General features: G+C 50.9%; 22 protein-coding genes. 11 read left to right on the plus strand and 11 right to left on the minus strand.

Annotated features, from left to right (window positions below):
* The first annotated feature begins 414 nt into the window (after positions 1–414).
* On the plus strand, positions 415–1,353 hold the full coding sequence (locus CFK45_RS15695; protein ID WP_096087398.1) for a lytic murein transglycosylase: 939 nt from the start codon (positions 415–417) through the stop codon (positions 1,351–1,353).
* A 58-nt stretch (positions 1,354–1,411) separates the two neighbouring features.
* Here CFK45_RS15695 and CFK45_RS15700 read toward each other — a convergent pair whose 3' ends face one another.
* The 6 genes from CFK45_RS15700 to CFK45_RS15725 are packed head-to-tail and all read right to left on the minus strand — an operon-like array spanning position 1,412 to position 7,852.
* Positions 1,412–3,031, minus strand: coding sequence for a M14 family metallopeptidase (locus tag CFK45_RS15700; protein ID WP_096087451.1), 1,620 nt, complete (start codon positions 3,029–3,031; stop codon positions 1,412–1,414).
* Positions 3,032–3,052: 21 nt separating this feature from the next.
* On the minus strand, positions 3,053–3,895 hold the full coding sequence (locus CFK45_RS15705; protein ID WP_096087399.1) for a DUF6279 family lipoprotein: 843 nt from the start codon (positions 3,893–3,895) through the stop codon (positions 3,053–3,055).
* Positions 3,885–5,498: an apolipoprotein N-acyltransferase gene (gene lnt / locus CFK45_RS15710; RefSeq protein ID WP_096087400.1), complete on the minus strand. Its 1,614-nt coding sequence runs from the start codon at positions 5,496–5,498 to the stop codon at positions 3,885–3,887. The genes CFK45_RS15705 and lnt overlap by 11 nt, the downstream gene beginning before the upstream one ends.
* 1 nt (position 5,499) lies before the next feature.
* Positions 5,500–6,357 carry an HlyC/CorC family transporter gene (locus CFK45_RS15715; RefSeq protein WP_096087401.1) on the minus strand — a complete coding sequence of 286 codons (858 nt, stop codon included), beginning with the start codon at positions 6,355–6,357 and terminating at the stop codon, positions 5,500–5,502.
* 17 nt (positions 6,358–6,374) lie between these two features.
* Positions 6,375–6,845 (minus strand): rRNA maturation RNase YbeY, encoded by a 471-nt coding sequence (ybeY, locus tag CFK45_RS15720; RefSeq protein ID WP_096087402.1) that lies wholly within the window; start codon positions 6,843–6,845, stop codon positions 6,375–6,377.
* On the minus strand, positions 6,845–7,852 hold the full coding sequence (locus CFK45_RS15725; protein ID WP_096087403.1) for a PhoH family protein: 1,008 nt from the start codon (positions 7,850–7,852) through the stop codon (positions 6,845–6,847). The genes ybeY and CFK45_RS15725 overlap by 1 nt, the downstream gene beginning before the upstream one ends.
* A gap of 254 nt (positions 7,853–8,106) precedes the next feature.
* Here CFK45_RS15725 and CFK45_RS15730 point away from each other — a divergent pair, with 254 nt between their 5' ends.
* On the plus strand, positions 8,107–8,955 hold the full coding sequence (locus CFK45_RS15730; protein ID WP_143247617.1) for a hypothetical protein: 849 nt from the start codon (positions 8,107–8,109) through the stop codon (positions 8,953–8,955).
* 74 nt (positions 8,956–9,029) lie between these two features.
* On the opposite strand, the gene miaB is transcribed toward CFK45_RS15730, so the two are convergent.
* From miaB to CFK45_RS15755, 5 genes are all read right to left on the minus strand, one after another.
* On the minus strand, positions 9,030–10,427 hold the full coding sequence (gene miaB / locus CFK45_RS15735; RefSeq protein ID WP_096087405.1) for a tRNA (N6-isopentenyl adenosine(37)-C2)-methylthiotransferase MiaB: 1,398 nt from the start codon (positions 10,425–10,427) through the stop codon (positions 9,030–9,032).
* 202 nt (positions 10,428–10,629) lie between these two features.
* A complete protein-coding gene (locus CFK45_RS15740) occupies positions 10,630–11,088 on the minus strand; it encodes a DUF2147 domain-containing protein (RefSeq protein ID WP_096087406.1) in 459 nt (152 codons plus the stop codon).
* 13 nt (positions 11,089–11,101) lie between these two features.
* Entirely contained in the window at positions 11,102–11,473 is a 372-nt protein-coding gene (locus CFK45_RS15745) for a hypothetical protein (protein ID WP_096087407.1), read from the minus strand.
* Positions 11,474–11,491: 18 nt separating this feature from the next.
* On the minus strand, positions 11,492–12,316 hold the full coding sequence (locus CFK45_RS15750; RefSeq protein WP_096087408.1) for an outer membrane lipoprotein-sorting protein: 825 nt from the start codon (positions 12,314–12,316) through the stop codon (positions 11,492–11,494).
* A gap of 12 nt (positions 12,317–12,328) precedes the next feature.
* Entirely contained in the window at positions 12,329–14,623 is a 2,295-nt protein-coding gene (locus tag CFK45_RS15755; protein ID WP_096087409.1) for an efflux RND transporter permease subunit, read from the minus strand.
* A 182-nt stretch (positions 14,624–14,805) separates the two neighbouring features.
* On the opposite strand from CFK45_RS15755, the gene CFK45_RS15760 reads away from it, so the two are divergent.
* From CFK45_RS15760 to CFK45_RS15800, 9 genes are all read left to right on the plus strand, one after another.
* Positions 14,806–15,516 (plus strand): TetR/AcrR family transcriptional regulator, encoded by a 711-nt coding sequence (locus CFK45_RS15760; protein WP_096087410.1) that lies wholly within the window; start codon positions 14,806–14,808, stop codon positions 15,514–15,516.
* 213 nt (positions 15,517–15,729) lie between these two features.
* Positions 15,730–16,353, plus strand: coding sequence for a thermostable hemolysin (locus CFK45_RS15765; protein ID WP_096087411.1), 624 nt, complete (start codon positions 15,730–15,732; stop codon positions 16,351–16,353).
* A complete protein-coding gene (locus CFK45_RS15770; protein ID WP_096087412.1) occupies positions 16,350–17,987 on the plus strand; it encodes an AMP-binding protein in 1,638 nt (545 codons plus the stop codon). The genes CFK45_RS15765 and CFK45_RS15770 overlap by 4 nt, the downstream gene beginning before the upstream one ends.
* Positions 17,971–18,888, plus strand: a complete 918-nt coding sequence (locus CFK45_RS15775; protein ID WP_096087413.1) for a TauD/TfdA family dioxygenase — start codon at positions 17,971–17,973, stop codon at positions 18,886–18,888. Before CFK45_RS15770 ends, CFK45_RS15775 begins: the two co-directional genes overlap by 17 nt.
* A 5-nt stretch (positions 18,889–18,893) precedes the next feature.
* Complete coding sequence (locus CFK45_RS15780; RefSeq protein WP_096087414.1) at positions 18,894–19,226, plus strand: darcynin family protein; 333 nt, start codon at positions 18,894–18,896, stop codon at positions 19,224–19,226.
* A gap of 9 nt (positions 19,227–19,235) precedes the next feature.
* Positions 19,236–20,150, plus strand: a complete 915-nt coding sequence (locus CFK45_RS15785; protein ID WP_096087415.1) for a diiron oxygenase — start codon at positions 19,236–19,238, stop codon at positions 20,148–20,150.
* A 2-nt stretch (positions 20,151–20,152) separates the two neighbouring features.
* Positions 20,153–21,601, plus strand: coding sequence for an MFS transporter (locus CFK45_RS15790; RefSeq protein WP_096087416.1), 1,449 nt, complete (start codon positions 20,153–20,155; stop codon positions 21,599–21,601).
* Between the two features lie 37 nt (positions 21,602–21,638).
* The gene (locus tag CFK45_RS15795; protein WP_096087417.1) at positions 21,639–22,892 is read left to right on the plus strand and encodes an aminotransferase class III-fold pyridoxal phosphate-dependent enzyme; all 1,254 of its coding nucleotides are present in this window, start codon (positions 21,639–21,641) and stop codon (positions 22,890–22,892) included.
* Positions 22,889–24,256, plus strand: a complete 1,368-nt coding sequence (locus CFK45_RS15800) for a class-III pyridoxal-phosphate-dependent aminotransferase (protein ID WP_096087418.1) — start codon at positions 22,889–22,891, stop codon at positions 24,254–24,256. The genes CFK45_RS15795 and CFK45_RS15800 overlap by 4 nt, the downstream gene beginning before the upstream one ends.
* The last annotated feature ends 19 nt before the right edge of the window (positions 24,257–24,275 follow it).

Genomic DNA, 24,275 nt, shown 5'->3' on the forward strand with positions numbered 1-24,275 from the left:
GGCGGCATGGCTTGATAGGGCCTCAGCATTGCAACCGAATGAAACTGTGGCGCAGAGTGAGTGTGCGCCGTTCTATTTTGGTGCAAGCTTGCTGTATTGAGAGGCATGCCTTGTGTATGATTTTTGTTCTGTGGCAGTATCGCTGCTGGAAACTGGGGCGCAGGGCCGAAGCTGTATATACTGAGCGGCTTGGCGTAGATCTTGCGCTAACTAAGTCGGCACTTAGATTTACTAACAGCGAAGCTAATCAGAGCGAGTTGGTACTCGGCGAGCGTTTGTTAGCCGCACATGTCATTTTTTTTGTGCGAGCGCGAGTAGATTTTAGTTTGACCCGATTTTAATTCGACAAGATTAGTCAGCCTATTTTGATCATTGCCGGTTAATTTAGCTCCATAAGTTTTTTATTTTGAACACATGAACCAAGCAATAGAGGCCTGCCCTGCTCAGGCTGTTGATTTTGATAAATTCAGCGAGCGTTTTTTAGCGCGCGAAGATGCGATGATTTTAATCGGCCAGCTCAATCAGCTGGTCAAGGCGGTGCAGCGCCACCGAGGTATTAGCATGGGCATGTTGGCCGGCAATACCGACTTTAAAAACGAGTTCACCAAATTGCAGTCTCAGGTTGAGCGCCGCCTGGCCACGCTTGAAGCTTTTGCCCGTCACAATCAAATGCTCAATCAACGCGATAAAGAAAACCTGAGTCTGGCCTGGGCGACAATTCACTCAAACTGGGAGGGCGATCGCCTCGTCGACAACTTTGAGCTGCACTCCCACTTTATTGAGCAGTTGCTGGTAATGATTGCGAGCCTGGCGCGCAAGCTGGAATTGCCGCTGATGATGCACGCTGATGAACTCAGCAGCTCGCTCGGCATCAGCTCCTTCAGTCAGGCCCGCGCATTGCAGCAGAGCGACATTTTAAATTTTGTCGGCAAGCTGTTGCCCGAAACAATAGAGCAGGTCGCGCGTATTCGGGGTACCGCTGCCTACGCCGCCGCAGTGACGAGCATGGATGGTCTCGACGAGCGCAAGCTGCGCTTTTGGGTCAGCTCGCTGCGCAAGCACGCCGAAAATATTCGCGAGCAGAGCGAAGAGCTTGATCAGGAGCTCGGTGGTGTGGTGAGCAAACTGCGTTTAATGAAACAAAATGAGCTGCAGTTGCTGCAGTTTTTAAACACGGTTGAGTCGGCAGTATTTATGGGCAAAGGCGGGCGCGATGAAGCCCACCGCCTATTTAATATGGCTACCGATGTTATCGAGGTCTACTGGGAAATTGTTATGGAAGGGCTTGCCGTGGTGCAAACCTGGCAGCGCGAAGACCTTGAAGCCTGGATGAGTTTGAGCCCTGACGCCTAAGTGCCAGGGCATCTTTGCTTGATACCAGCGGCCGAGTTCCGCGGCCTTTTTTTATTTTTCAATCGTAGTCGATGGCATTTTCTTCGTGTTCATCTTGCGGCTCTTGCGTCTGTGGCGGCAGCTGTTCGACTTCATCTGCGGCGGCCTGCATGCCGATATGGTAGGCGGCAAACCCCGGCTGCACGACTTGATTGAGCGCCATGCCCAAAATGCGGCCATCGATTGGGCTGAGAATGTCCTGGTGGATATTGGTGATTGGGTCGGTGACTCTGCCGAGCAGCTGGCCCTCTTTGACCTTGGCGCCGAGCTTTATTTCGCTAAACAGAATACCGCCTTGATCGGCTCTGACCCAAAGCGATCCGTAATAGGTTGGCTGCGGCGCCCCCCAAAAACTCAAGGTATCGAGCATGTCGCGCCGGTCGAGTAAGGTATTAATAGCTTTGACGCCTTTGGCGACGTCACTTTCGTTTAGCTCCATCGGGCCGCCGGCTTCCAGGGTCACAGCGGGGATGCCGATATCAACGGCCGCGCGCCTTAAGGTGCCGGGCCCGCCTTCACTGTGCAGCACAGCGATATCATCAAAGCTCGAGCTGAGTTCGAGTACTTTTTTGTCTTTTATATTGGCGCGCAACTGCGGCAAATTTGTGCGGTAAAACGAGCCTGTATGCAGGTCAACCAGCATGTCGCAGTGGCGAATAACCTGGCTGAAAAAACTGTGGGCGATGCGCGCGGCACTGGAGCCCTGAGGGTTGCCGGGAAAAAAGCGGTTTAGATCGCGCCGGTCGGTGAGGTAGCGCGAGCTGCGCACAAAACCCTGCAAGTTGACGATGGGTACACCGATAACGGTGCCTCTGAGAGCGCTGGCGTCGATGCTGTACATCAGCCGTCGAACAATCTCTATGCCGTTGAGTTCGTCGCCGTGTACGGCGGCGGTCAAGCAGAGCTTGGGGCCGGGGCTGGCGCCGTGGGCGACAAGTACGGGGGTTGGGGTGGCGATGCCTTCAAAACCCTGGTCGGCCGCCCAGCTCAGGCGGGTTGTTGTGGCCGGTGGAATTAGGGTGTTTAAAAATAGCCAGTCCTGTTGAGCTTTTTCGCTGCTTTCTTCTTGCTCGGAAGCTGGCTGTGCCGCTTGTTGCTTGTTCGCTGCTTCGCCTGCCTCGCTGGGTTTTTTGGCAGCGGCGGCGCCGCTTTTAGTTTGCTGTACTTCGCCGCTTGCCCCGGCTTCAGTGTTTTGTTCTAGCTCTTGTTGGATACTCACAGCAGTGCTTGACCGAGGGCTCGGCAGCGCTGAAGCGAGGGGTTCTGCCTGTGGGTTTGTCTGCGCATCGCTGCCCGTGCCGACAGGCTTGGTGTTGACAGGGGCGGTGTTAGAAACGCTGTTGGAAGCTTTAGTGTCGAGCGGCTCGGGGCTTGAGCTGGCGATAACCGGTTGACTGAGATCGATGTTTTCAGCCGCTTTGACCGACGCTGCCGCAGGGCCGGGCTCGGCGTTTTTTGCCTGGCCTTGATTCAGGCTGGGCTCGGGCAGGGGCTCGTCTATCACTTCTTCAGCGTGAGCCCGGCCGCCGAGGCTCAGCTGGGCGATGACAACAGCTGCGCCAAGCGCTGAAACAAGGGCCGGAAATGTTCTTAGCTTCAGCAGTGAGCTGCGATCAATAGCGTGCGGGAGTTTGTACATGTGAGCCATGTTTTTGCCCTGTTATTTGTCGGCGGCGAGTTCACGCAAGTCTTTGGCGTATTGATCAAATTTTCTTGCCAGGCGCTGACGCTGTTTTTCACTGCGGGAGTTAAACAGTTTAGCCAGCATTTCGAAGGTCATCTCCTGGTTGTAGTCGAGCCGGCGCTGCAGTTCTGCATCCCAGTTATCGGTGCGATAGAGCATTAACTGCTTGAGTGAAGCTTGCAGTGCGTCGCGGTCCGAGCGCAAGCTCATGGCCTGCAAAAACGCTTTTTGCCAGTTCAGTTGCTGCACCAGCATATAACTTTCGTAGGGCTCTAGCTCGGCTTCCCAGTCGGCAAACAACTGTTTTTGCTCTTTGCTAAAGCGGCCAAAAAACGGCTCAAAATAGCGTTTTAAGTCTCGCAGGCGGCGCTTGCTGATGTCTTCCGGGCTGTCGTCGACATAGTCTTCTTTATACTCCTTGCGCTCTTTAGTCAGTTTCTCTACAACCTCGTTCACCTGCTCATCACTGAGGCCCATGGCGACATCGGTGAGACCCGGCAGAAGCCTGAGCATCGACGCATCGAGCATATCCTGCATAACATCGCTCTCTTTGTGCAGGTAGGCCGCAGTAACTTGCTGGTCGTTGAGGCCGTGTTTTAGCTGCTCGAGATAGTCGGCGTACAGCGGCAGCTGGGTCTGGCGATGCCAGCTGTGGAACTCATCGATAAAGGCTTTGGCCTGTTTGTTTTGCTGGCTGTTTAAATCGACGTAGCGGCCGAGCTGCCAGCCGAGGGCCTCGTCAAGAAACTGGTAACTGAGTTTTACCGAGCAGCTGCTCAAAAACAGGCACAGGGCCAGCAGTGTGAACTTAAGGCGCATTGTCTGGGCTCTCGTGGGTTTTGCTCGCTTGAGCGTTTGTCGAGCGCTGATTGCTCAGCAGCTGCCTGAGGGCCGCGCTGATTAGTAAGCTCAGGCAGAGCATCATAACCGGCCAGGAAGAGAAACGGGCGAACGGCGTTGTTCCGCTGCGAAGCTCGGCGACACCAACAACACTGGTTTCGCTAAACTGGCGAGCCTGCTCAGTAATTTGGCCGCGTTCGCCGATGATTGCAGTGATGCCGGTATTGGTTGAGCGCAGCATGTATTTTTGGTTTTCGAGCGCGCGCATGCGCGCCATTTCAAAGTGCTGAAGTGGGCCGATGGATTTGCCAAACCAGGCGTCGTTGCTAATGGTTAACATCATGCTGCTGTTCTGGGCGCTGTTGGCGACAAAGTCTGGGTAGACCACCTCGTAACAAATAAATGCCGAGATCAAGTGCTGCTTGCCATCGCGGCTGACAAAACTCAGTGCATCCGGCTGATAGGGGCCGCGTTCAATAATGGAGTTGGGCAAATCAAAAAATGCGATGAGCCCGCGCAGCTGCTTTTCAAACGGCACGTATTCGCCAAAGGGCACCAGCTTTTGTTTAAAGTAATTGCCCTTGGCTTTGCCAAAGGCGACGATGCCGTTGTAGACGTCGCCGCTGTCGGTATCCCAAAGCACACCGCTAAAGACATTGCTGTTGTGCTGCAGGGCGTCGCCGTGCATCTCGTCGATAAAATCCAGGGCGTCGGAACGCAGGCCCGGGATGGCCGCTTCCGGCCACACTTGAATATCGGCTTGCCACCAGGGTTTGGCGAGTTTTTCCAGGTCACTTTTGATATAGCTGTGATAAAACGGGTTCCACTTTAGCGGCAGGGCAACATTTGGTTGCAGCAGGGCAACGACTTGTTTTTCGCCATAACTTTGTGTCCATTCAATCGAGCGCAAAAACTGGCCCGAACTGATAAGCAGCAAGATCAAGCTCAGCGCCAGTGCATTCAGGCCAAAATTTAGCCTGTGAGTTTGGCGCGCTTTACCTGAGAAGCTGTAAAGGCAGATATAGACAAGCGCGCCGAGCAGGGCGCTAAAAAAGCTCAGCCCAAAGACGCCGATAATCGGGGCCCAGCCTGCGAGCGGGCTGTCTATATGGGCATAACCTGCAAAGAGCCACGGAAAGCCGGTAAACAGCCACGAGCGAAGGTGTTCTCCAAAGACAAACAGCGCCGGGAACAACAGCAGGCTTTGACTGACTAGCGGGCTTTGTTTAAAAAACTTGAACAGCAGCCACGGCAGGCTGCTAATACAGGCGAGCAGCAATACAAATAGCGATGTCAGAACAACGGCGAGCCAGGCGGCAGTAAAACCGAAGTCGTGAATGCTGACATAGACCCACGAGGCGCCAAAACTAAACAGGCCGAGATTAAAAGCAAAGGCGCGGCTGTATGCGCTGCGCCACGACAGGCCTCGCTCAACCAGGGCCCAGCAAAAAATAGCCGGGCTGATAATGGCGATGGGCCAATACGCGTAGGGTGCAAAGGCGAGCGTTAGCAGGGCGCCGGCGATAAAACTAGCACTTAAGCGGGACAGCGGTGAACGGCAGGCGGAACTTAGCTTGGGCATCTTACTGTTCTGTGTCTAAACGACTGACGCGCAGCAGGTGGATCTTTCTGTCATCGGCGTAGAGCACACGAAATGAAAAACCGCCGATATGGGTGGTTTCATTGCGCTTGGGCACGTGGCCAAAAGCCTGGGTTGCTAAACCGCCGATGGTATCAAAATCGCTGGTATCGAGCTTGGCTTTAAAGTGGCGATTAAAATCGTCAATTGGCGTCAGTGCTTTGAGGATGTAGTCGTTGTCGGCGACTTGGCGAATAAAGTCTTCGTTGTCATCGTCGGTTTCATCTTCAATTTCACCGACAATTTCTTCGAGTATGTCTTCGATGGTGATCAAACCACTAATGCCGCCGTATTCGTCGATGACCATGGCCATGTGGTAGCGATTTTCGCGGAATTCTTTTAACAGAATATTAAGGCGCTTGCTTTCCGGAATGACGTTGGCCGGGCGCAGATGTTTTTCGAGGTCGAAGTTTTCGACGCCCTTTAACAGTAGAGGCAACAGGTCTTTGGCCAGCAAGATGCCTTTGACATCATCGCCGCTCTCGCCGACAACCGGAAAACGGCTGTGGCCACTTTCGATGACCTTTGGCAAAAACTGCTCGGGTGTTTCATCGATTTGAATACAGACCATCTGCGCCTTGGCAATCATGATCTCGCGAACCTGCTGGTGGGCAACATCGATGGCGCCCTCGATAATATGCAGCACCTCTTCGTCGAGCAATTCCGAGCTTGCGGCGTGCTTGATAACGCTGAGCAGTTCCTGGCGGTTGCGGGGGATGTGGCCGCGCCCTGAAAACAGGCGGCTGAGCCACGGCCGACTGTCACTGTCCTCGCTCTGACTCGGAGCGGCTTCGTCGTTCATCTCTTTTTCCGGTTGGACTACAAGGTCTCGTAGGGATTGGCAAAATTAAGGTCGGCCAGAATCTGCACTTCCAGTGCTTCCATCTGTTCGGCCTCGTTGTCGTCAATGTGATCGTAACCACACAGGTGCAGGCAACCGTGCACCAGCATATGTGCCCAGTGGGCGTTGAGATTCTTTTGCTGGGCCCGGGCTTCGTCGGCAACAACCGCCGCGCAGATAACTATGTCGCCGAGCTCACTGAGCTCAAGTTTAAGCTCATCGGGAATATGCTCGGGCAGCTCAAACGGGAAGCTCAGCACGTTGGTGCTTTTGTCTTTGTTGCGAAAGTCCCGGTTGAGTTGCCTGATTTCGTCTGGCTCACAGATGCGCACAGCCAGGGCGCCATCGCGGCCTATTTTGTCGAGTGCAGCGCTGCAGCAGCGCTCGACAAAGGCCGCATCCGGCAAGGCCGGGGCCTCGCAGGCAATTTGTAGATCGATGTCGGCCATCAGTCGCGTTTAAGGGCTTCGGCGGCCTGCTCTATTTGATCGGCTTTATCGTAGGCTTCGACGATGCGCTGCACGATATTGTGACGCACCACGTCGCGCGAACTAAAGAAGCTAAAGCTGATGCCCTCGACATCATCGAGCACATCGATAGCGTGGTTGAGGCCACTTTTCTGGCCGCGGGGCAAATCAATCTGGCTCGGGTCACCGGTGATAACCGCAGTTGAACCAAAGCCGATGCGCGTTAGAAACATCTTCATCTGCTCGCGCGTGGTGTTTTGGCTCTCGTCGAGAATGATAAAACTGTTGTTTAAGGTGCGGCCGCGCATATAGGCCAGCGGCGCAATTTCGATGACACTGCGCTCAATCAGCTTGCCGACAGTTTCAAAACCGAGCATTTCGTAGAGCGCGTCATAGAGCGGGCGCAAATAGGGGTCGACTTTCTGGCTTAAATCACCGGGCAAGAAACCCAGCTTCTCGCCGGCTTCGACGGCCGGTCTGACCAGCAGTATGCGCTCGACGTCGTCGCGCATCAGGGCTTCAACGGCGCAGGCAACGGCGAGGTAGGTCTTGCCTGTACCGGCGGGGCCGATGCCAAAGTTAATATCGTGGCGGCGCACGGCACTGACATAATCGGTTTGTTTGCCACCGCGCGGTTTGATGGTGGCTTTTTTGGTGTGAATAACACTGGCATCCTTGACGGCTTTGTCGACAGCGGATTCGCTTGTGGCTTCCATGGCACTTTCCTGTATGGCGAGGTGGACCTCGTCGGGGCTGATATCGTCGCTGTTCTCGGTGTGCTTATAAATAGAGCTGAGCACCTGCCTGGCAGCTTGAATAGCAGGGGCTTCACCGAGCACATGAAATAAATTGCCCCGGTGGCGAATTTCTACCGCCAGGCGCTTTTCAATTTGCTTGATATGGGAATTGAGTTGACCACAGAGCGCGGCAATGCGCCGTGGGTCGTTGGGCTCCAGCGTAAACGAGGAGTCGGGGCTTGAGCTGTCCAAAAAGCTGCTTACCTACTTACCTTGATAGCTTGTTAGCCTACCTGATTCAAAGGGCTCGGAAAAGGGCTTTGCTTCACGACTTTGCTGTTGATTGTTTTGCTGTGGCTGATTTTGTATCGCTTGATTTAGAACTAGGCCATTTTTTGTTCAGCAGGCATAATACTTAGCGTAAACACCACACCCTTTAATAAAAATTTAAAATAATTATGTGCAGTGTCGGTCGTCGTTTTGCCTTTTTGTTGGCAGTTTTTGTTGTGTGTTTTATTAGTTCTCGCGCAGTTATCGCTGCGAGCGAGCCACTGCGCGTCAAGGTTGCCAGCTCCATTGATAATATGCAGTGGTGGGCGGCGTGGATGGAGCAGCGCGGCTGCGACGCTATGCCCGATCTCGAGCGCACCTTGCGCCGCAATGAACTCGAGCTGTTACTGCTGTGCCGCGCCCTGCGCGAAGCCGACCCCGGAGTTGAACTGGAGCTTGTTCACTCGGCCAACTATTCAAGAAACCTGCGCCTGCTGCTCGATGGCAAAGTGGATGTGGCTGCCGAGAGTGTCTGGGCTAACGATGTGGCCGAGCTTGAGCTCTATGTCAGCAGCGCGGTGCTTGCCGAAGGGCAGATAGTCAAAGGCATATACACGCGTTTTGATCACCCGCTTAGGCAGCTGCCGGCCGAAAAAATTGATCTTAGCCTTTATCGCGGTGTCACCATGCAGAACTGGACCTACGACTGGCAGGCGGTCAGTGAGCTGACACCGCACGCTACGGGGGCCTTAAATACGTATTCTGTGCATAAGATTATCAACTCCGGCCGGGCCGACTTCACCTTGTCGGAATTTCCCTCGGGGCCCGGTTTGGAAATCAACTGCTCCGGTGAGAAGCTCTACCCGGTGCCGGGGCTTAAAGTGGCGATGCCCGGTTCACGCCATTTTGCGGTTTCCCAAAAATCTGCAAATGGCGCCGCGGTATATAGCATGCTCAATCGCGGGCTAGCGCTAATGAGCAACACAGGGCGGGTGCTTGCAGCCTATGAGAGCATCGGCTTTTTTAACGCATTGACCAATAACTGGGAGTTTATGACTGCGGAGCTTAGTCCTAATACTGACTAGCCCTAACACTGACTAAGCCCAAGCACTGAGTCGAGCTTACTGTGCCGGCTATTTACCTGGGTTTAAGCTCGGTTTTAATCAAGCTCTGAGCCAAGCAGGCTGCCGCGCAGGGAATTTGGCAGAGCCTCTTCAATCAAGACATCGGCAAATTTGCCTATCAATTCCGGTTGCTCACAACGGAAGTTGACCACACGATTGTTTTCGGTGCGACCGGCGAGCTGGCCGGGGTCTTTTTTACTGTAACCGGTGACCAGTACACGCTCGGTATTGCCAACCATGCGCCGGGCAATCGCCTGAGCCTGTTGAGTAATACGATCCTGCAGAATCTTTAAGCGCTGCTTTTTCACCTGCATCGGCGTGTCGTCTTCGAGCTCTGCCGCGGGGGTGCCCGGGCGGGCGCTGTAGATAAAGCTGAACGAGTTATCAAAGCCGATATCGGCGATCAGCTTCATTGTGGCTTCAAAGTCGGCTTCGCTTTCACCGGGGAAGCCAATAATAAAGTCCGAGCTGAGGCTGATGCCCGGGCGGATTTTCATCAGCTTGCGCAGCTTGCTTTTGTATTCGAGCGCGGTGTGGCCGCGTTTCATCGCCATTAAAATACGATCGGAGCCGCTCTGTACCGGCAGGTGCAGGTGGCTGACAAGCTCGGGTACTTCCGCATAGACATTGATGAGGCTGTCGCTGAACTCAACCGGGTGGCTGGTGGTGTAGCGTATGCGGTCGATGCCGTCGACCGCTGCGACCATGGTGATAAGCTCGGCCAGGTCGACAACCGCACTGACACCGTTGGCGCGCTTATCTTCGCCGCGATAGGCGTTGACGTTTTGGCCAAGCAGGTTCACTTCGCGCACGCCCTGAGCGGCGAGGTGTTCAATTTCCGCCATCACATCGGCCACCGGGCGACTGACCTCTTCGCCGCGGGTGTAGGGTACAACACAGAAAGTGCAGTACTTTGAGCAGCCTTCCATAATCGAAACAAAGGCGCTGGCACCGTCGACTTCGGGCTCGGGCAAGTTGTCGAACTTTTCTATTTCGGGAAAGCTGATATCGACCACAACGGCGCCGCTATCTTGTTTGCTTTCCATCATTTCCGGCAGGCGGTGCAGGGTCTGCGGGCCAAAAATCAGGTCGACGTAAGGTGCGCGCTCGGCGATGGCTTCGCCCTCCTGGGAGGCGACACAGCCGCCGACACCAATAACGAGCTCCGGGTTTCTCTCTTTCAGATGCTTCCAGCGGCCGAGCTGGTGGAAGAGCTTTTCCTGCGCCTTCTCGCGAATGGAGCAAGTATTGACCAGCAGCACGTCGGCTTCTTCAGGGTCGTCGGTGGCGACCATGTCGTGACTCTCGCCGAGCAGATCTTTCATGCGCGAGGAATCGTACTCGTTCATCTGGCAGCCGTGAGTCTGGATAAAGAGCTTCTTCGGGCCTTTGTCTAGCGCGGTTTCGGTGCTGGTGTTTTGAGTCTCGGACATGGTTACTGCTGGCTTGGTCAAAAAACGAGCGCGGATTATAGCTGCGCACCCGCGACTTGCCCAGCACTTCGCTCAGTTCCATGCTGTTGTGTTTCGCGCGCTTGGGTTTCTAGCTATTGAGTTTTAAGTCGCTCGATTTCTGTGCGTGTCTTAGCGGCGCACTCTGTCGCCTGAACGGTTCGGCGACAAAGTGCGCAGAGCGTTAGTTAAGCTGGTTTTGCTCTGCCCGGTGCCAGGTCTGGCTGCGCCCCAGCAGTGACACACCCAAATAACCTCTGAGTTTTAAACTTTGGCCGTCGTCGGACAGGCTGAGTTTGGCGCTGTAGGTCTTGCCGCTTTTGGGGTCCATAACGTAGCCATCTCGCCACTGCTGCTCTTGTTGGTGCAGGCCCCAAATGATCTCCATGCCCTCAATTGGCTGATTGTGCTTAGCGCCCTTACATTTGCCGCACAGTTTGCCGCTATCGGCCGGGTTTAACAGTTTGACGACTCTGCCTTTGAGCTCGCCTTGATCGAGCCAAAGCTCAACGAGGCTGCCTTTGTGTTCATTTTTATCGTCGACGGTGATCCAGGTGCCGACGGGTGAGCTAAGCGCTGAGCTGCTGAGCAAAAAGCTTGTTAGCGCGGCGAGAGTGACTAAAACATAAAATCGTATTTTCATGGTGAACTCCTTGTCATGGGCAGGTCTTTAGGTTGGCAAAGTGATTGGCAAGTAAAAATGCGGCGATGCCGATGCCGTAAAACGTGAATAGATACTTGCTTTTATGGCGCAGCCAAAAAAGCGCAACACTGCAAGCTAAGACAACCAGTAGTGCGCCGAGCTTAATATTTAGCCAGCACAATTGCCCGGGCCAGACCCCGAGCTGGACCAGCATATTGATAGCGCTGACAAAAAAAACGGCGAGGCTTAAGAAAAACACCAGGCTGAAACAGTTAACTAATTTAGCTTTATTAACAAAGCGGTAGCACGGGGCTGATAATAGGTACATTAGCGCAGCAAAACTGGCCAGATGCATATGAATGAGTTTCGCGCTTTGATAATCCATATCGTCGATTTTGCTTATTTATTGGCGTCGGGAAATTTTTTGCTTGCTGAACTGTTGCTGATTTAAACCCGCGTTTAGCGTGATTGAGCTTGCATCGAGCGTGGTGTATTTGCCGGTCACGTGATTGGTCATGGTCATGCGATAGGCTCTCCAGAACTTGTCGTGTAGCAGGCGATAGTCTTCGGCTTTCAGGGTTTTTAACAGGCTTTTTTTGCGATCGTAATACTGGGCTTGTACTAAACGAAAATTATCTTTGGCGACCCAGCTGATAATTTTGCTGTACCCCGAGTTTGGATATAGTGGCAGCAGTTCCACAACATACGTGCCAATGCCATCAATTTTTTCTTCGTTTAGATAATTGTGTTGATACTTTTCAAGCTCAAATGAACTTAAATCTTCATAGGCAAATTCGCTGCCCATAAATGGGCCCGACTTGCTCTTGGAAGAAATTCTTTTGGTGCGTTTTAATTTGGGCAAGTACAGCCATTGATCATCGGGCTCTAACAGGTGGGAATGATTTAAGAAGGCGGTGCCTTTGACATCGGCTGGCATTTGAAAAACCGTCAGCGATTTATTGCCATCATCATTGACTTCAATTTCGTCAATGCTCATCTCTCGTGTACTTTTACTGCCGTTGGGTTTAAACAGTGTCATTTCATAGAGGCTGCGGCTGCTCTGCCAGCCGCTGTTGGCGAGTTTGCGCTTGCTGGATATTTCCAGCCCCCTGGCGTTTGACTGCTCGTTGTTTATATCTGCATGTAACGCAGTTGAGCTAGCCACCGAAGTACAAGTGGCGATTATTAAAAGCAAAATGTTTCGATAAAACGGTTTGACCTGCAGCATAAGAGATGGCTCCTAGTTCGTTTGCAGCGATAGTTTGGTGGCCGTGTGTCTTTGTTTTTTAAATGCGATAAGAATAAGGGCTGGAATAAGGCTTAGGTCAATAACTAGGGCGACAATTAAAATGGCACTGGTTAGCAAACCCAGGTTTTGGTTGACCAGATAGCTCGATGCCGTGAGCACAAGAAAACCGCTGGCTAGTATAAATGTGGTGCAGATAAGCGCCCTGCCAACGCTGGCAAAGCTGTGCTCTATCGCCTGCTCAACACCGGCGCCGCTGCTGCGTTGCTGTTTGTATTTACTTAACAGATGCACAATATCGTCGACCACGATGCCAAGGGTCATGCTTGCAACAATGCTGAGGCCGAGATTGATTTCTCCGCTGTAAATTGCCCAGAAACCAAAGCAGATAGTCGAAGGCACCAGCATGCCCAGAAGTGCAATGGAAGCTAAACGCAGCGAGCGAAGTGGCAAGGTTAACAGTGCCGCGATCAAGATAAAGGCGATAAGTGTACCGATGGCAATGGTTTCTATATTGCGTGTACTTATATGAGCAAACATCAGGTTGGGGCTAGCGGCCTGTAGCTCTATGTCGGGTGCATTTTTTGTTATCCAGGCCTGTGCTTGTTGTTCGATATCAAGCAGTTCTTTTGAGCCAATGTTGCTAAAAATAGCACTGATGCGTGTTGATTGTTTGTCGATACTTATTCTGTTGTTCAGGTCAAGACCGTAGGGCAACGACATTTCGTAGAGCAATAAATACTGCGAGGCCAGTTCGCTGTTGCCGGGCAGTTGGTAAGCGCGCTGTTCGCCGAGCATCATATTTTTATTGAGCTCTTTCATAATGTCTGAGTACGTGTTGACGTAAGCGGTTTGTTTGAGTGTTCTAAGCCATGAACTAAAGTCGCTGGCACTTTGCATAAACTCGGTATCGGTGACACTGTCTCCAGATTTATGTTTAAGCTTAAAGTCGATAAAAACATAGCCGCTTAAATTTTTTTCCATATACGTCGATGACTGCCTAAAGGCGACATCTTCGGAAAAGTATTTGACGGCCACGTCGTTAATTTCATTTTTGGGGATAAGATAGAGGCTAAACGCCAGCACAACTGCGTTAATACTGACAATGCTGTAGCGGTGTTTTATTACTTGTCTGGCTAAAGCTTGTAGCTGTTGCCCCTGAGATTCGGGCGCAGGTTTAAGCGGCAGTAATTTCAGCACGGCGGGCAGTAAAAATAGAGATAACAGCGCCGCAATGATGACACCGAGCGCAACCATGTTGCCGAGATCCCGAATCGGCGGCACTTCCGATATATTAAAGCTGAGAAAGCCAAGCGCTGTTGTGGCGCTGGTAATAATGACCGGCCAAAAGGTGTTGACTAAACCTTGATGGATCGCGTTTTTTTTGTTCTTGTGGCGATACGCTTGCTGACTTGCAGAAATAATATGCACGCAGTCGGCAACCGCTAAGGTCATCACGATAAGCGGCACGTTGACGGTCGCCATTGACATATCAATGCCGAGCCAACCGGCAAGGCCGAGCGTTGATATCATGCTTAGAAAAACAACAAAGAGCGATGCCAGGGTGGCGCTTAGCGAGCGAAATACAAGCGCTTGCACAATAAAAATGACCAATAACATCAATGGAATTAGGCTTGTAATATCAGCGACAGACGCTTGGTTTAGGCTGTAGTTCAGCATCACCACACCACTTAAGTGGAAATCGATAGTGGGGTGCTGCTGTTTGGCCTCGGCGACTAACTGTTCCAGGTAGCGAGCGACTTCAGTAACTTCTGACGATTTGTCGAGCTCTGGTAAATTGATGGTAATGTGTATCGCCGTGACGTGGCCCGAGTTGGAAACCAGGGCCTTGACGATGCGCGGGTCATTGCTGGCTATCGTCCGCCTGGCTTGAATATTTTGCGAGTTAAGCGCAAGGTGCTCGGCAAATAAATCATCGACAATAAGCTCGTCTCCCCGAGCTTCGGTGTATTGAAAATTTGTAAGTGAATCGACACGTGTGGAGTAGGGCGTTTGCCAGGCCTGTTCGCTGAGCTGCTGAATAAGTTGCAGTACTTGGCGGGTGTAGACATTGCCAGATTGTGGGGCAATAAGTAGCACGGCGTTATCAGACTTTGAGAACTCGCTTTGCATGTCTTCAAAGGCGAGCAGCTCGGGGTTATCGGGGCCAAAAAAAACGCGATAATCGCCGCGGAAATTAAGCTGGCTACTTCCTAAGGCCATTAAAGTACAGAGAGCAAAAATAACAATAACCGTCAGCCACGGGCGGTTAATACTGAGTGTAAGCATGGCGCATCCCTTGCGAAACTTAGCTTGAACTTCCGTTAGCTGGCACGCATCATCACTCGCGGCCACGGCTAATGGAGTTTTGTGGCCTGGGATTATAGTGGATTAAATGACGATGTGTCATTTAATCTGTGTGAATAACTTGTTAAGACATAATTCAGTTTTGTCATATTTAAGAGGACAACATGGCCAGACCAGAGCTGACGCCGGAGCAAGCCGCCCGCAGAGAAGTGGAGCTACTGGATATCGCCTATGACATTGTCGAGCAGCAGGGGCTTGCCGCGCTGACTATGGATAAAGTTGTAAAGCGCTGCTCGTATTCAAAAGGTACTGTCTACAAGATTTTTTCCGGCAAAGAAGATTTACTCAGTGCGCTTTGTATTCGCGGTTTGGACAAGCAGCTGCACCTATATCAGAGTGTTGCCGACTTCTCTGGCTCATCCCGCGAAAAAGCGCTGGCCCTGGTCTACGCCTATCAGTTTTACGCCCGCCACTACCCTGTGTTATTTCGCTGTGTGCTAGATGGCCTGTCGTCCGTCGTGCTTGAGAAGACTCAAGCTCACCGCCTCGCTCAGCGCGCCAGTAAAGAACAGCGCATCGCCGCCATTTGTGATCAGGTGGTTGCGGAGGCACTTACACTCGGTGATATTAGCAGTAAGGATTTCACCGTTGCCCAGCTGACCTTTGCCAACTGGGCGATGAGTTTTGGAACCACGGCGCTGATGATGAGCGCGCAACGCGCTTACAATGTATCGCGTGTTCAACTTGAATCCGCACTGTTATTTAACGCCAGTTTGGTCTTGGATGGCATCGTCTGGCGACCGCTTTATAAAGACTACGATTACGAGTCTGCGTGGCTGCGAATTCAGCAATTCTTCCAATCTTTTAAACCCTGATCTCTCGCTTTTAAGACGGCGTTAAAACGCTTGAATGAATGTTTTGGCATTTAAACACTCATAAAATGACGCAGCGTCATTTTATTGAAGCATTTACATTGCTATTCTTGTCGCCACTTTGGCAGCCCCGGTAGTACTGCCCAGATTAGTACCGACTAGTTTTGCTTAACCTTGGTCGGAGAATTTCGTCGCTGAGCGAAGGAGTTGCTTGTTATGCGATTGCGATTGCTAGAACCTCAAAACCTTGAGTGGGGGCATGCTCAAGATCTTGTCAGTGAAAAATACAAAGAAGTTTTTGACGCCGAAGTTAGCCCAAACCCAGATAAATTCCTCGCGCTGTTTGATGAAGCCGATGAGCTTTTATCGTGTTGTGGTATCAGCTACGCAAAGGGAAACCCGTTTTTTTCCGAAACGTATCTAGAGTCACCGGCCGAGCAAGCCATCAGCGCCTGCGAGCAGCGGCCAGTGTCGAGAAACGATGTGTTAGAAGTCGGCTCGCTCGCAGCAAAAACCAAGCTAGGTGGTCTGGAACTTATTCGTGTTTTACCCGTTGTTGTCTGGGCACAAGGGCGTCGCTACGCTCTGCTGACGGCAACGTCGCAGTTGTCGCGCATGATGCGCGCGGCCTCGGTGCCGATGATAAAAATATGCGATGCCGATATTGCCCGAATTTCAGATGCGGAGCGCGAGCGCTGGGGGCGCTACTACGCAACCCGGCCCTTTACTGGTTACGTTAATGTTGCCGAGCTCGCTGGCGCATACTTTTCAACCGTTGGAACCTACTTATTTAGAAACCTAGATGTTCAGGTTTCTAGCCAGTCGAGGGAGATAGCGTGAATTTCCTCGAACAAATTTTAACATCGGCACAAACTCATGCTGAACAACCCGCGCTTAGCGTCATTGATGACGAAGGTGAAAACTTAGTTGTCTATAGCTACCAGGAGTTGATGCTAGCGGCCAGCGTATTACTTCGCCGCCTTAAAAAGCTGCCTAACAATGGTGAGGCTTCACTGCGTATCGGCCTGTTAGCCGGCAACGGGCCCGCCTGGGTTGTCGCTGATTTAGCTTTATTGCTGGCGAACATGGTCGAAGTACCGATGCCGCTGGCCTTTACCAAAGAGACGGCGGCAAACTTAATTGCCGCGACAGACTTTTTTTTGGTTGATGAAAAAGGCCGTGCCCGCTTGCAGCAGTGGGGTTTGGAAAAAGATAAAAAAAATGCACTGCTGGTTGATATTGATGCGCTTTTATGTGACGCCGATACCGATGCGCTCAGCTATTTGCAGCGCCAGCAACCGCCCAAACTTGTTGATTGGGTCTGCAAAATTATTCATACATCGGGGACGACAAATTTACCCAAAGGCGTAAAAATTAGGTATCAGGGGCTGGATTCTGTACTGCAATCACTGAGCGAGCGCAGTACTGCGTCGCATCATCAGCGTGCGCTGTCACTGGTTCCGCTCAGCTTGTTAATCGAACAAGTCAGTGTTGTTTATATGAGCTTAATGCAAGGCGGGACGCTGGTGTTTTCGTCGCCCAACGCGCGCCTGCTTGGTGAAAAAGGTATAAGTGCCGAGCAGTGCTTGCAGCGCATTGCCAACGCCAAAGCAAGTGTCTTGACTCTAACGCCGGCGCTTGTTGATGCTTTAGCGCAAAAAGCAAAAGAGCTGTGCTGTTCATTTATTGAAAATGAAAGTGCTGGTAATAGCGCTGATAAAAACACAACTAAACGACTGAATAAAATGCTCTTTGGTGTTGAACAAACACCACTTATTGCCTGTGGTGGAGCGCCGGTTAGCAGCGAAAGCCTCGCTTTTTTACAGAAGCACGGCGTCAGCATTTATGAGGGATATGGGTTGAGTGAAAATTCCTCGGTCGTCTGCTGGAACAGTGCCGAAGCTAATCGGCTCGGTTCAGTTGGAAAAGCTTTGAGTCATGTGCAGTTAAAACTGGCTGGCGACGGCGAATTGTTAGTGAAAAGCAGCTCGCTTTTTGCCGGCTATTCTCAACTCGACCCGAGTGCATGTGATGTCGACCAGGACGGCTGGTTGAGTACCGGAGATATCGCTTATATCGACGATGACGATTTTGTGTTTATTCGCGGCCGGAAAAAGCACGTCATTATTACTGCCAATGGCCGCAACGTCAGCCCCGAGTGGTTGGAGGTATCACTGTGCTGCCAGCAGGGCGTGAATAACGCTGTCATTGTTGGCGATGGCCTACAAAAACTCTATGCCTTGGTTGTCACAGAGCCAGAAACTGATTTAGCAGTTTTACATACCCAGCTTGAGCGCTATGGTCGTGAATTTATGTCAGATATTGAACGCCCCGACGAGTATGTGTTTTTGCGTGCCGACGACGCTCGCCTGAGTGAATGCTGGACCATCACCGGGCGACCTAGGCGGGACCATATAAAAGATTTAGTTATTAGTTTAACAAGAAAGGAGTCTGAAGATGCCGCTCATGCTTGATGAATGTATCGTCCACGAGGCAGACAATGTTGTTCGCAGCCTCGAGCACACAAGCCTGCGAGACTTAGATAAAAAATTTATTCTAAGCCTGTTGGCCGATAAGGGCTATTTGCTGTTCCGTGGATTTGATACAAATCTAAATGAATTTAATTGCTTTGTTGAGCGTTGTAGTTCAATAGTTAGCTTAGATCCGGCCCGGGAGTTTTTTGGCAAAGCGGCACAGAAAGTCGATGCCGGTTTTGATGCAGTTGGTCTGCACTGTGAAAATGGCAATTCGCCGTTTTGGCCAGACTTGGCATGGTTTTTTTGTGAGCTCGCCGCCAGTAAAGGGTCTCAGACAACCGTATGCGACGGCCGAAGTGTTTGGCAGGCGATGCCAGATTCATACAAACAACGATTCTTAAATGAAGATATTGTTTACTCGCGCCGCGTTGAAGAGCAGCAGTGGAAGCATTTTGTTTATCGCACCTTAAATCAGTTAGTTGAGTTGGGTGAGTTAAATGAAACTATTGCACTGGAAGATATTAATCTAAAACACTTAACTGACCTTGTACAACAGAACCCGTCAGCGAGTATCGAAGCCTTAGATAGAGGCGCTGTGCGTTATTATTTTTCTACGCCGGCGGCAAGAAAATCTGTTTTCTCCGAAGAGCTGGCTTTTGCAAATAGCATACTTGGCCCGTCTTATAACTACGAAGCGCCAAAAATTGAATTCTCCGATGGCTCTATGCTCGACAATGAGCTAATACAAGCGCTGAGCGAGTTAACCGAGCAGCACACAAAAAACATCGAATGGCAGTCCGGGGATGTTGTGTTAATTGATAACACCCGCGTTATGCACGGTCGCCGAAAAATTGAAGATACAAAGCGCTGTATCTATAACGCTCTGAGCTACATCTGACCGCTATGAAATACACCATTATTATCAAGTACAGTTTTCTTCCCGCTTGGTTTGCGCTTAGCCGGGCTGATCGACAAGGCATTGAGCGTGACGTACTTGCGCCGTTGCTGGCAGAGTTTAAAGACACTGTATCAATGAAAATGTACGACGCAGAAGCCTTTCACGCCGACTTTTCAGATTTTGCAGTTTTGAATGTTAGCTGTCTTAAGTCCTACGGTTTTTTTATAGACAAACTCAAAGACTCGATACTTTTTTCCCAGCAATACATGCAGTTTGTTGAGCTGTTTACCGGTGTCGAGTCGAGCTACAAACAATTTGATAAGGAATATCAGGTTTAGGTTAATACCATGACAAATACTTTGGATTTAATTACTGAAAAAGCTCATATCAATACCGTGCACCCCAATGCGCTAAATTGGCCAGAAAAGATTAGTCATGAAGAGCTAAATCACATGTCTCGTTTAACGTTTGAAGATGAGCTGCATCCACGCGAGGCGATGGTTTATGTGACCAAGGAGCTGGCGCAGCTCGCTGAGATTGAAAAGCATGTGACAGGTGTTATGTCTATTGTACTGTCCGAGCTTCAGGGCGATGCGGTGCAAAGCCTTAACGACGGCCACTCCTTGCACCACGCGCTTTCGTGTTTTGCCGCAGAAGAACTGCATCATGCCAATATGTTTTACCGCTACGTTCGCCTACTGAGCGGCTGCGATTTTAAATACGCCGACAACCTCTACGCCCAGCGTGTGGCGCTGTACCAAGGTGATGATTCACCCTGGATCAAATTAGCCGCTCTATGTTGCTCGGCCTATATCGGAGAATCGGTGATCACGGTGTTTGAACATCGCTGTACAGCACTCGACCCAGAGCGGAAGTTTTTTATCACCCAGTTGCTTGAAGCGCACGGTTTAGATGAAGCGCGCCATATTCAAATCGATCACTATGTCTTTGATGAGGTCATACCCAGGTTCAATGAGGCAGAGCTGCGCCGAATGAAACAAATCGTCAATGCCACCGAAGAGTTAAATACCGAGTTGTCGATGCGCTTTGGCAAACACGCGGCAGAGACCTTTTCATGTGACTTTGCCGCGGGCAATAAGGCGATGCAAACACAAATTGAGTTGACGTTGCTATTTCGCGAACTGGTTTTTGGCGGAGAGGGCATTCAAAAAGTTGATGCGGCTCTGGATGAAGTGCAGCAAAAACTCGTCGAAAATTTTAGTTATCAACAGCATATTCACACTCAGAAGTTGGCCGGTTAACTATGGATACTCAAGTTAGCTCCGAACTTAAGATTGACGCCGGGGTGGTTGCCACGCGTGCTATTGGCAAAGCGGCACCAGCTGAGCAAGCGCCGTCGAAGTTATTTGCCAATCTAGCGTTGATGTTTGCGTTATTTTTAGCGGCGATGGATGCGACGGTAGTCAGCACGATGTTGCCACTGATCGAGCGTGATTTTAATAACAGCGCCTTGTTAAGTTGGTTAGTCAGCGCGTTTTTCTTAAGCCAGATAGTCTCTGCAGCAACAGCAGGTACGCTGGCCGAAAGCTTTGGAGAAAAAGCTCTGCTCAGCTGTGGCCTTTTACTGATGATTGTTGGCATGGCAAGTGCGGTTTATGCCAATACACTTTCTATGTTAGTTGCATCGCGAGTTTTACAGGGTTTGGGTGCGGGTCTTGTTATAACCATGGTTTACGTGCTTGCTGGCCGCCTTTGGCCAGCACAAGAGCGCGGAAAAATGCAGGCTCTGCTCAGTTTAATATGGGGTTTAGCTGCGGTTATAGGGCCAGTGTTTGCCGGTGTTGTTCTAAGTTTGTATCAGTGGCCTAAGGTTTTTATTTTTTATTTGCCGCTGCTTATTGTCTCGCTTATTGCTGTGCAGTTGTTTTATCGCTCCAGTGAGCGTTTTGGCAGCAGCGGCGCTTTTGATATAAAAGTTTTAGCGAGCTTTAGTGTAGCCCTGGTTACTCTGCTGGTGGCGATAAGCAGTCTTGCCGAGGGTTTGTGGCTGAGCTCTTCGATTGCACTTGTGACTTCAGTTTTAGCTTTGTTGTTTTATCTGCGTTCAGTGTCGAAGCAAGCTGAACTTGAGGTAATTCCACGAGAGCTAATATTACGCTGTCCGCTGCGCTGTGCCTGGCAGTTGAGTTTTCTGGCTTCGGCCGTGCTGTTTGCATCGGCGACTTTTGTCCCTCTTTATCTTATGTCCCGTGTTGATGATGCGCTGACTTCGGTGGCAACGATTGTTTCGGCATCATCGTTGGGTTGGGTTGTTGGTGCGGCGCTTTGTGGTGCCTTGTACAAAAAAGTTCAGGCCCATAAGCTGGCATTTATTGGCGCCATTTTACTGTTTTCTGGTGCGGCCGCGAACGCCCTCTTTGCTGGCGAACTGAATGTGTTGGTATTTATTATCGCTCAGCTTTGTATTGGCCTGGGCATCGGCTTTTGCGCATCGATTAGCTTGGTGTTTATTCAAAATCGCGCCGGTGATCAATTGCTGGCTCGTTACACCGCTGCGGTTCAGCTCTCTCGCAACCTCGGTGCGGCTATTGGTGTCAGCCTCGCAGGATCCGTGCAAATATTTAGTGGTATATGGTTCGGGGGCAATGCCCCTTACAGCGCGGTTTTTATCCTTCTTGCCGTGTTGGCTTTCCTGTCGGTTTTTCCAGCCTTGGGTTTACAAAGGCAGCAAACAAAAGCGGTAGCGCAGTAAAAAATTCTACGAACATCTCAATGCTCAGGGAAGAAAAATGAATATTGATCAAGCCAGGGAACAGGAGCTGTATCAGCTTTTGCTTAAGCATGCGCCAAGTTCGGAGCATCACTTGTGGCAGAGTAACCTTTCAGTTTCAGCATGCTCATCGGTGATTTATTCCCACAGGGGTGAGCAAATACTCGACTTTCGCTCAGGCGGTTTTGGTTATCAGCATGCCGCCATTGTCGAGAAATTAGACCGGCAGCTAGATAAAGTCGGCCTTTCAAGTCGTTTGCTTATTAGCCGTTATTTAGCCGAGCTTGTCTACAGCCTGGCTAAAACGGCACCGGAGGGTCTTGAGCTTTCTTATATATGTAATTCTTCCGGTGAGGCGTTTGAAGGTGCGATCAAGTTAGCTAAGGGTCTGCACCCTGAGCGAAATAAAATCGTTGTGATTGCCGATATCGAAGCGTCAACCTTGACTTACGGCTGCCTGCTTCGGGGGCTCGGTGCTCAAGTGCTGAGCTCTTATGAGATAGAAGTGGTGAGCGTTGATGACAGCAATGTTGATCAGCTTCGCTCGACAATTGACGAGCAGTGTTTGTGTGTTGTGTTTGACGTGCTCAACCGTCGTCAAGGTCACTATCAATTACCAAGCCCGTATTTACAAACATGTATGCGTGAAAGAGCGGCGCAAGTTGGTGCTTTAACAATCGCCTCAGAGAGCTCAAGCGGATTTGTTGTCGCGGGAAGTTTGTATGCAAGCGAGCAGCTTAATTTTGTGCCAGACGTTGTTGTATTAGGCAAACAGATCGACGCGTCACTTATGCCGCTCGGCGCCTATATCACCAAAACAAGTATCAATGACAAAGTGTACGGGCGAAAAAACCCGACCTTGCACGGCAGCACAACAGCGGCCAACCCACTTGCTTGTTTAGCCGGCTGTGCGGCGTTGGCGCTGATGCAACAGGAAAATTATGTTGGTCACCACCGCTCAATGGCGAAGATGGCCGATGCCTATCTCGCGGCGCGCAGAAAGCAGTTCTGTTTGCCGATTAATTGGCACTTTCAAGGCAGCTTGCTTTCGCTTCAGGTGCAAGAGTGTTTATCGCCGCCTCAGTTACAAGAGCTGGAGTTAAGTTGCGAGCGTCACGGTTTATTGATCGAACGCAGTACAAGTTATTTTTATTTTAAACCGATGTTAACGGTTAGCGAATCCGAATGGGTGGCCGCGCTTGATATCTTTTTAAGCTGCCTAAAACGAGAACTCAGCAATAGCAATACCGCAACTCGGGAGTTTGAAGCATGAAGCTTGAGAAAAAAGAGCAGGTGATTGAGGCCTGCGAGCGTTTTTGGAGCCCGAGTGCAGCGCTTTTGTATCGCCTCAGCCATAAAACACTTGAATCACACGCAAAAGGCTCGTGGGTGTTTGATGAGGAAGGCGAGCGTTATTTAGATTTTGCCTGCTCCTACGGTGTATTTGTGGTTGGCCACGGCAACCCAGAGGTAAAACAGGCAGCGCGCGAACAGCTGTCAACAATGGCGGCCAAAGTACCGGGCTTAGCTAATGTACCGATGCTTAAGTTAATGCGTGAACTCAGCGCAAGTCTGCCCGCAGACCTTGAGCGCTGTTGGTTTACCAGCACCGGTGCCGAAGCTTGCGAATTAGCGGTGCGCGCCGCATTTATGCTGCAGCAAAGAAAAAAGCTCGTTGTTATTGAAAACTCCTACCACGGTAAAACCTTGGGCGCGCTTGGTTTTCTTGGGCAAAGTGCTCATCGCCTGCCGTTTGGCAAACTTATGCGCGATATTGAATACGTCGCTTTTGGTGATGTTGAGGCACTTGAGCGAGCCGTTGGTGATGGCGCTGCTGCTGTGTTAGTGGAGCCGGTGTTAGGCGGGCCGTTTTTACAAGTCGCGCCAGCGGGTTATTTGACAAAAATTCGCCAGCTCTGTGATCAAACCCAGACTTTAATGATTACCGATGAAATTCAAACCGGCCTCGGCCGCGCCGGTCGACTTTATGCCATTGATTATGAAAAGGTTGTACCCGATATGACCTTGCTATCTAAAGGCTTGACCGGTGGTTACTCACCTTTTGCGGCACTGGTTATGCGCCAGAAGACCTACCAGAATTTGTTGGATAGTGAGCTTTACGATGCGCGTTTGTTGCGCACCAGTAATGGAGCAAGTGCATATAGCTGTGCGGTTGCGCTGGCAGCACTTAGGTTTATTAAAAATAACAAGTTAGCCGAACGTTCAGCGTTACTCGGAGAGCGTTTGTTAACCGGCTTAAAACGCATTGCTAGTCGCTACCCAGATTTGATTGTTGAAGCGCGAGGCATCGGTTTAATGACGGGCTTGAAGCTTCGCAATAGTGCGGTTGAAAGTGCGGTCTCTATCATCATGAACAAAGAAGGTGTGCATACCGGGCACTCGCTAAATGAAAGCATTGATCAACCGATATTGCGCTTTTATCCACCACTGACTGTTAGCGAAGACGAGATTGATTTTTGCCTCGATAAGCTTGAGTTAGCGATGTCTAAATTAGCTAAGCGGCCGCTTTGGTTGCTGGATCTATTTGATAAGTTGGCGAGGCGCCAATACAAAATTCCGCCTCGCATACTTTATAAACTAAGTGGCATTAAACCGAGCAGAAGTTTAGCTCTGTAAATAATAGAGAACGGGGAAG

Source organism: Agaribacterium haliotis (assembly GCF_002312815.1).
Classification (GTDB): domain Bacteria; phylum Pseudomonadota; class Gammaproteobacteria; order Pseudomonadales; family Cellvibrionaceae; genus Agaribacterium; species Agaribacterium haliotis.

Bases quoted from the DNA above. Each gene is read 5' to 3' on its own strand.
- CFK45_RS15695 (WP_096087398.1), top strand. From the start codon at position 415: ATGAACCAAGCAATAGAGGCCTGCCCTGCTCAGGCTGTTGATTTTGAT.
- CFK45_RS15700 (WP_096087451.1), bottom strand. From the start codon at position 3,031: ATGTACAAACTCCCGCACGCTATTGATCGCAGCTCACTGCTGAAGCTA.
- CFK45_RS15705 (WP_096087399.1), bottom strand. From the start codon at position 3,895: ATGCGCCTTAAGTTCACACTGCTGGCCCTGTGCCTGTTTTTGAGCAGC.
- lnt (WP_096087400.1), bottom strand. From the start codon at position 5,498: ATGCCCAAGCTAAGTTCCGCCTGCCGTTCACCGCTGTCCCGCTTAAGT.
- CFK45_RS15715 (WP_096087401.1), bottom strand. From the start codon at position 6,357: ATGAACGACGAAGCCGCTCCGAGTCAGAGCGAGGACAGTGACAGTCGG.
- ybeY (WP_096087402.1), bottom strand. From the start codon at position 6,845: ATGGCCGACATCGATCTACAAATTGCCTGCGAGGCCCCGGCCTTGCCG.
- miaB (WP_096087405.1), bottom strand. From the start codon at position 10,427: ATGTCCGAGACTCAAAACACCAGCACCGAAACCGCGCTAGACAAAGGC.
- CFK45_RS15740 (WP_096087406.1), bottom strand. From the start codon at position 11,088: ATGAAAATACGATTTTATGTTTTAGTCACTCTCGCCGCGCTAACAAGC.
- CFK45_RS15745 (WP_096087407.1), bottom strand. From the start codon at position 11,473: ATGGATTATCAAAGCGCGAAACTCATTCATATGCATCTGGCCAGTTTT.
- CFK45_RS15750 (WP_096087408.1), bottom strand. From the start codon at position 12,316: ATGCTGCAGGTCAAACCGTTTTATCGAAACATTTTGCTTTTAATAATC.
- CFK45_RS15755 (WP_096087409.1), bottom strand. From the start codon at position 14,623: ATGCTTACACTCAGTATTAACCGCCCGTGGCTGACGGTTATTGTTATT.
- CFK45_RS15760 (WP_096087410.1), top strand. From the start codon at position 14,806: ATGGCCAGACCAGAGCTGACGCCGGAGCAAGCCGCCCGCAGAGAAGTG.
- CFK45_RS15765 (WP_096087411.1), top strand. From the start codon at position 15,730: ATGCGATTGCGATTGCTAGAACCTCAAAACCTTGAGTGGGGGCATGCT.
- CFK45_RS15775 (WP_096087413.1), top strand. From the start codon at position 17,971: ATGCCGCTCATGCTTGATGAATGTATCGTCCACGAGGCAGACAATGTT.
- CFK45_RS15780 (WP_096087414.1), top strand. From the start codon at position 18,894: ATGAAATACACCATTATTATCAAGTACAGTTTTCTTCCCGCTTGGTTT.
- CFK45_RS15785 (WP_096087415.1), top strand. From the start codon at position 19,236: ATGACAAATACTTTGGATTTAATTACTGAAAAAGCTCATATCAATACC.
- CFK45_RS15790 (WP_096087416.1), top strand. From the start codon at position 20,153: ATGGATACTCAAGTTAGCTCCGAACTTAAGATTGACGCCGGGGTGGTT.
- CFK45_RS15795 (WP_096087417.1), top strand. From the start codon at position 21,639: ATGAATATTGATCAAGCCAGGGAACAGGAGCTGTATCAGCTTTTGCTT.
- CFK45_RS15800 (WP_096087418.1), top strand. From the start codon at position 22,889: ATGAAGCTTGAGAAAAAAGAGCAGGTGATTGAGGCCTGCGAGCGTTTT.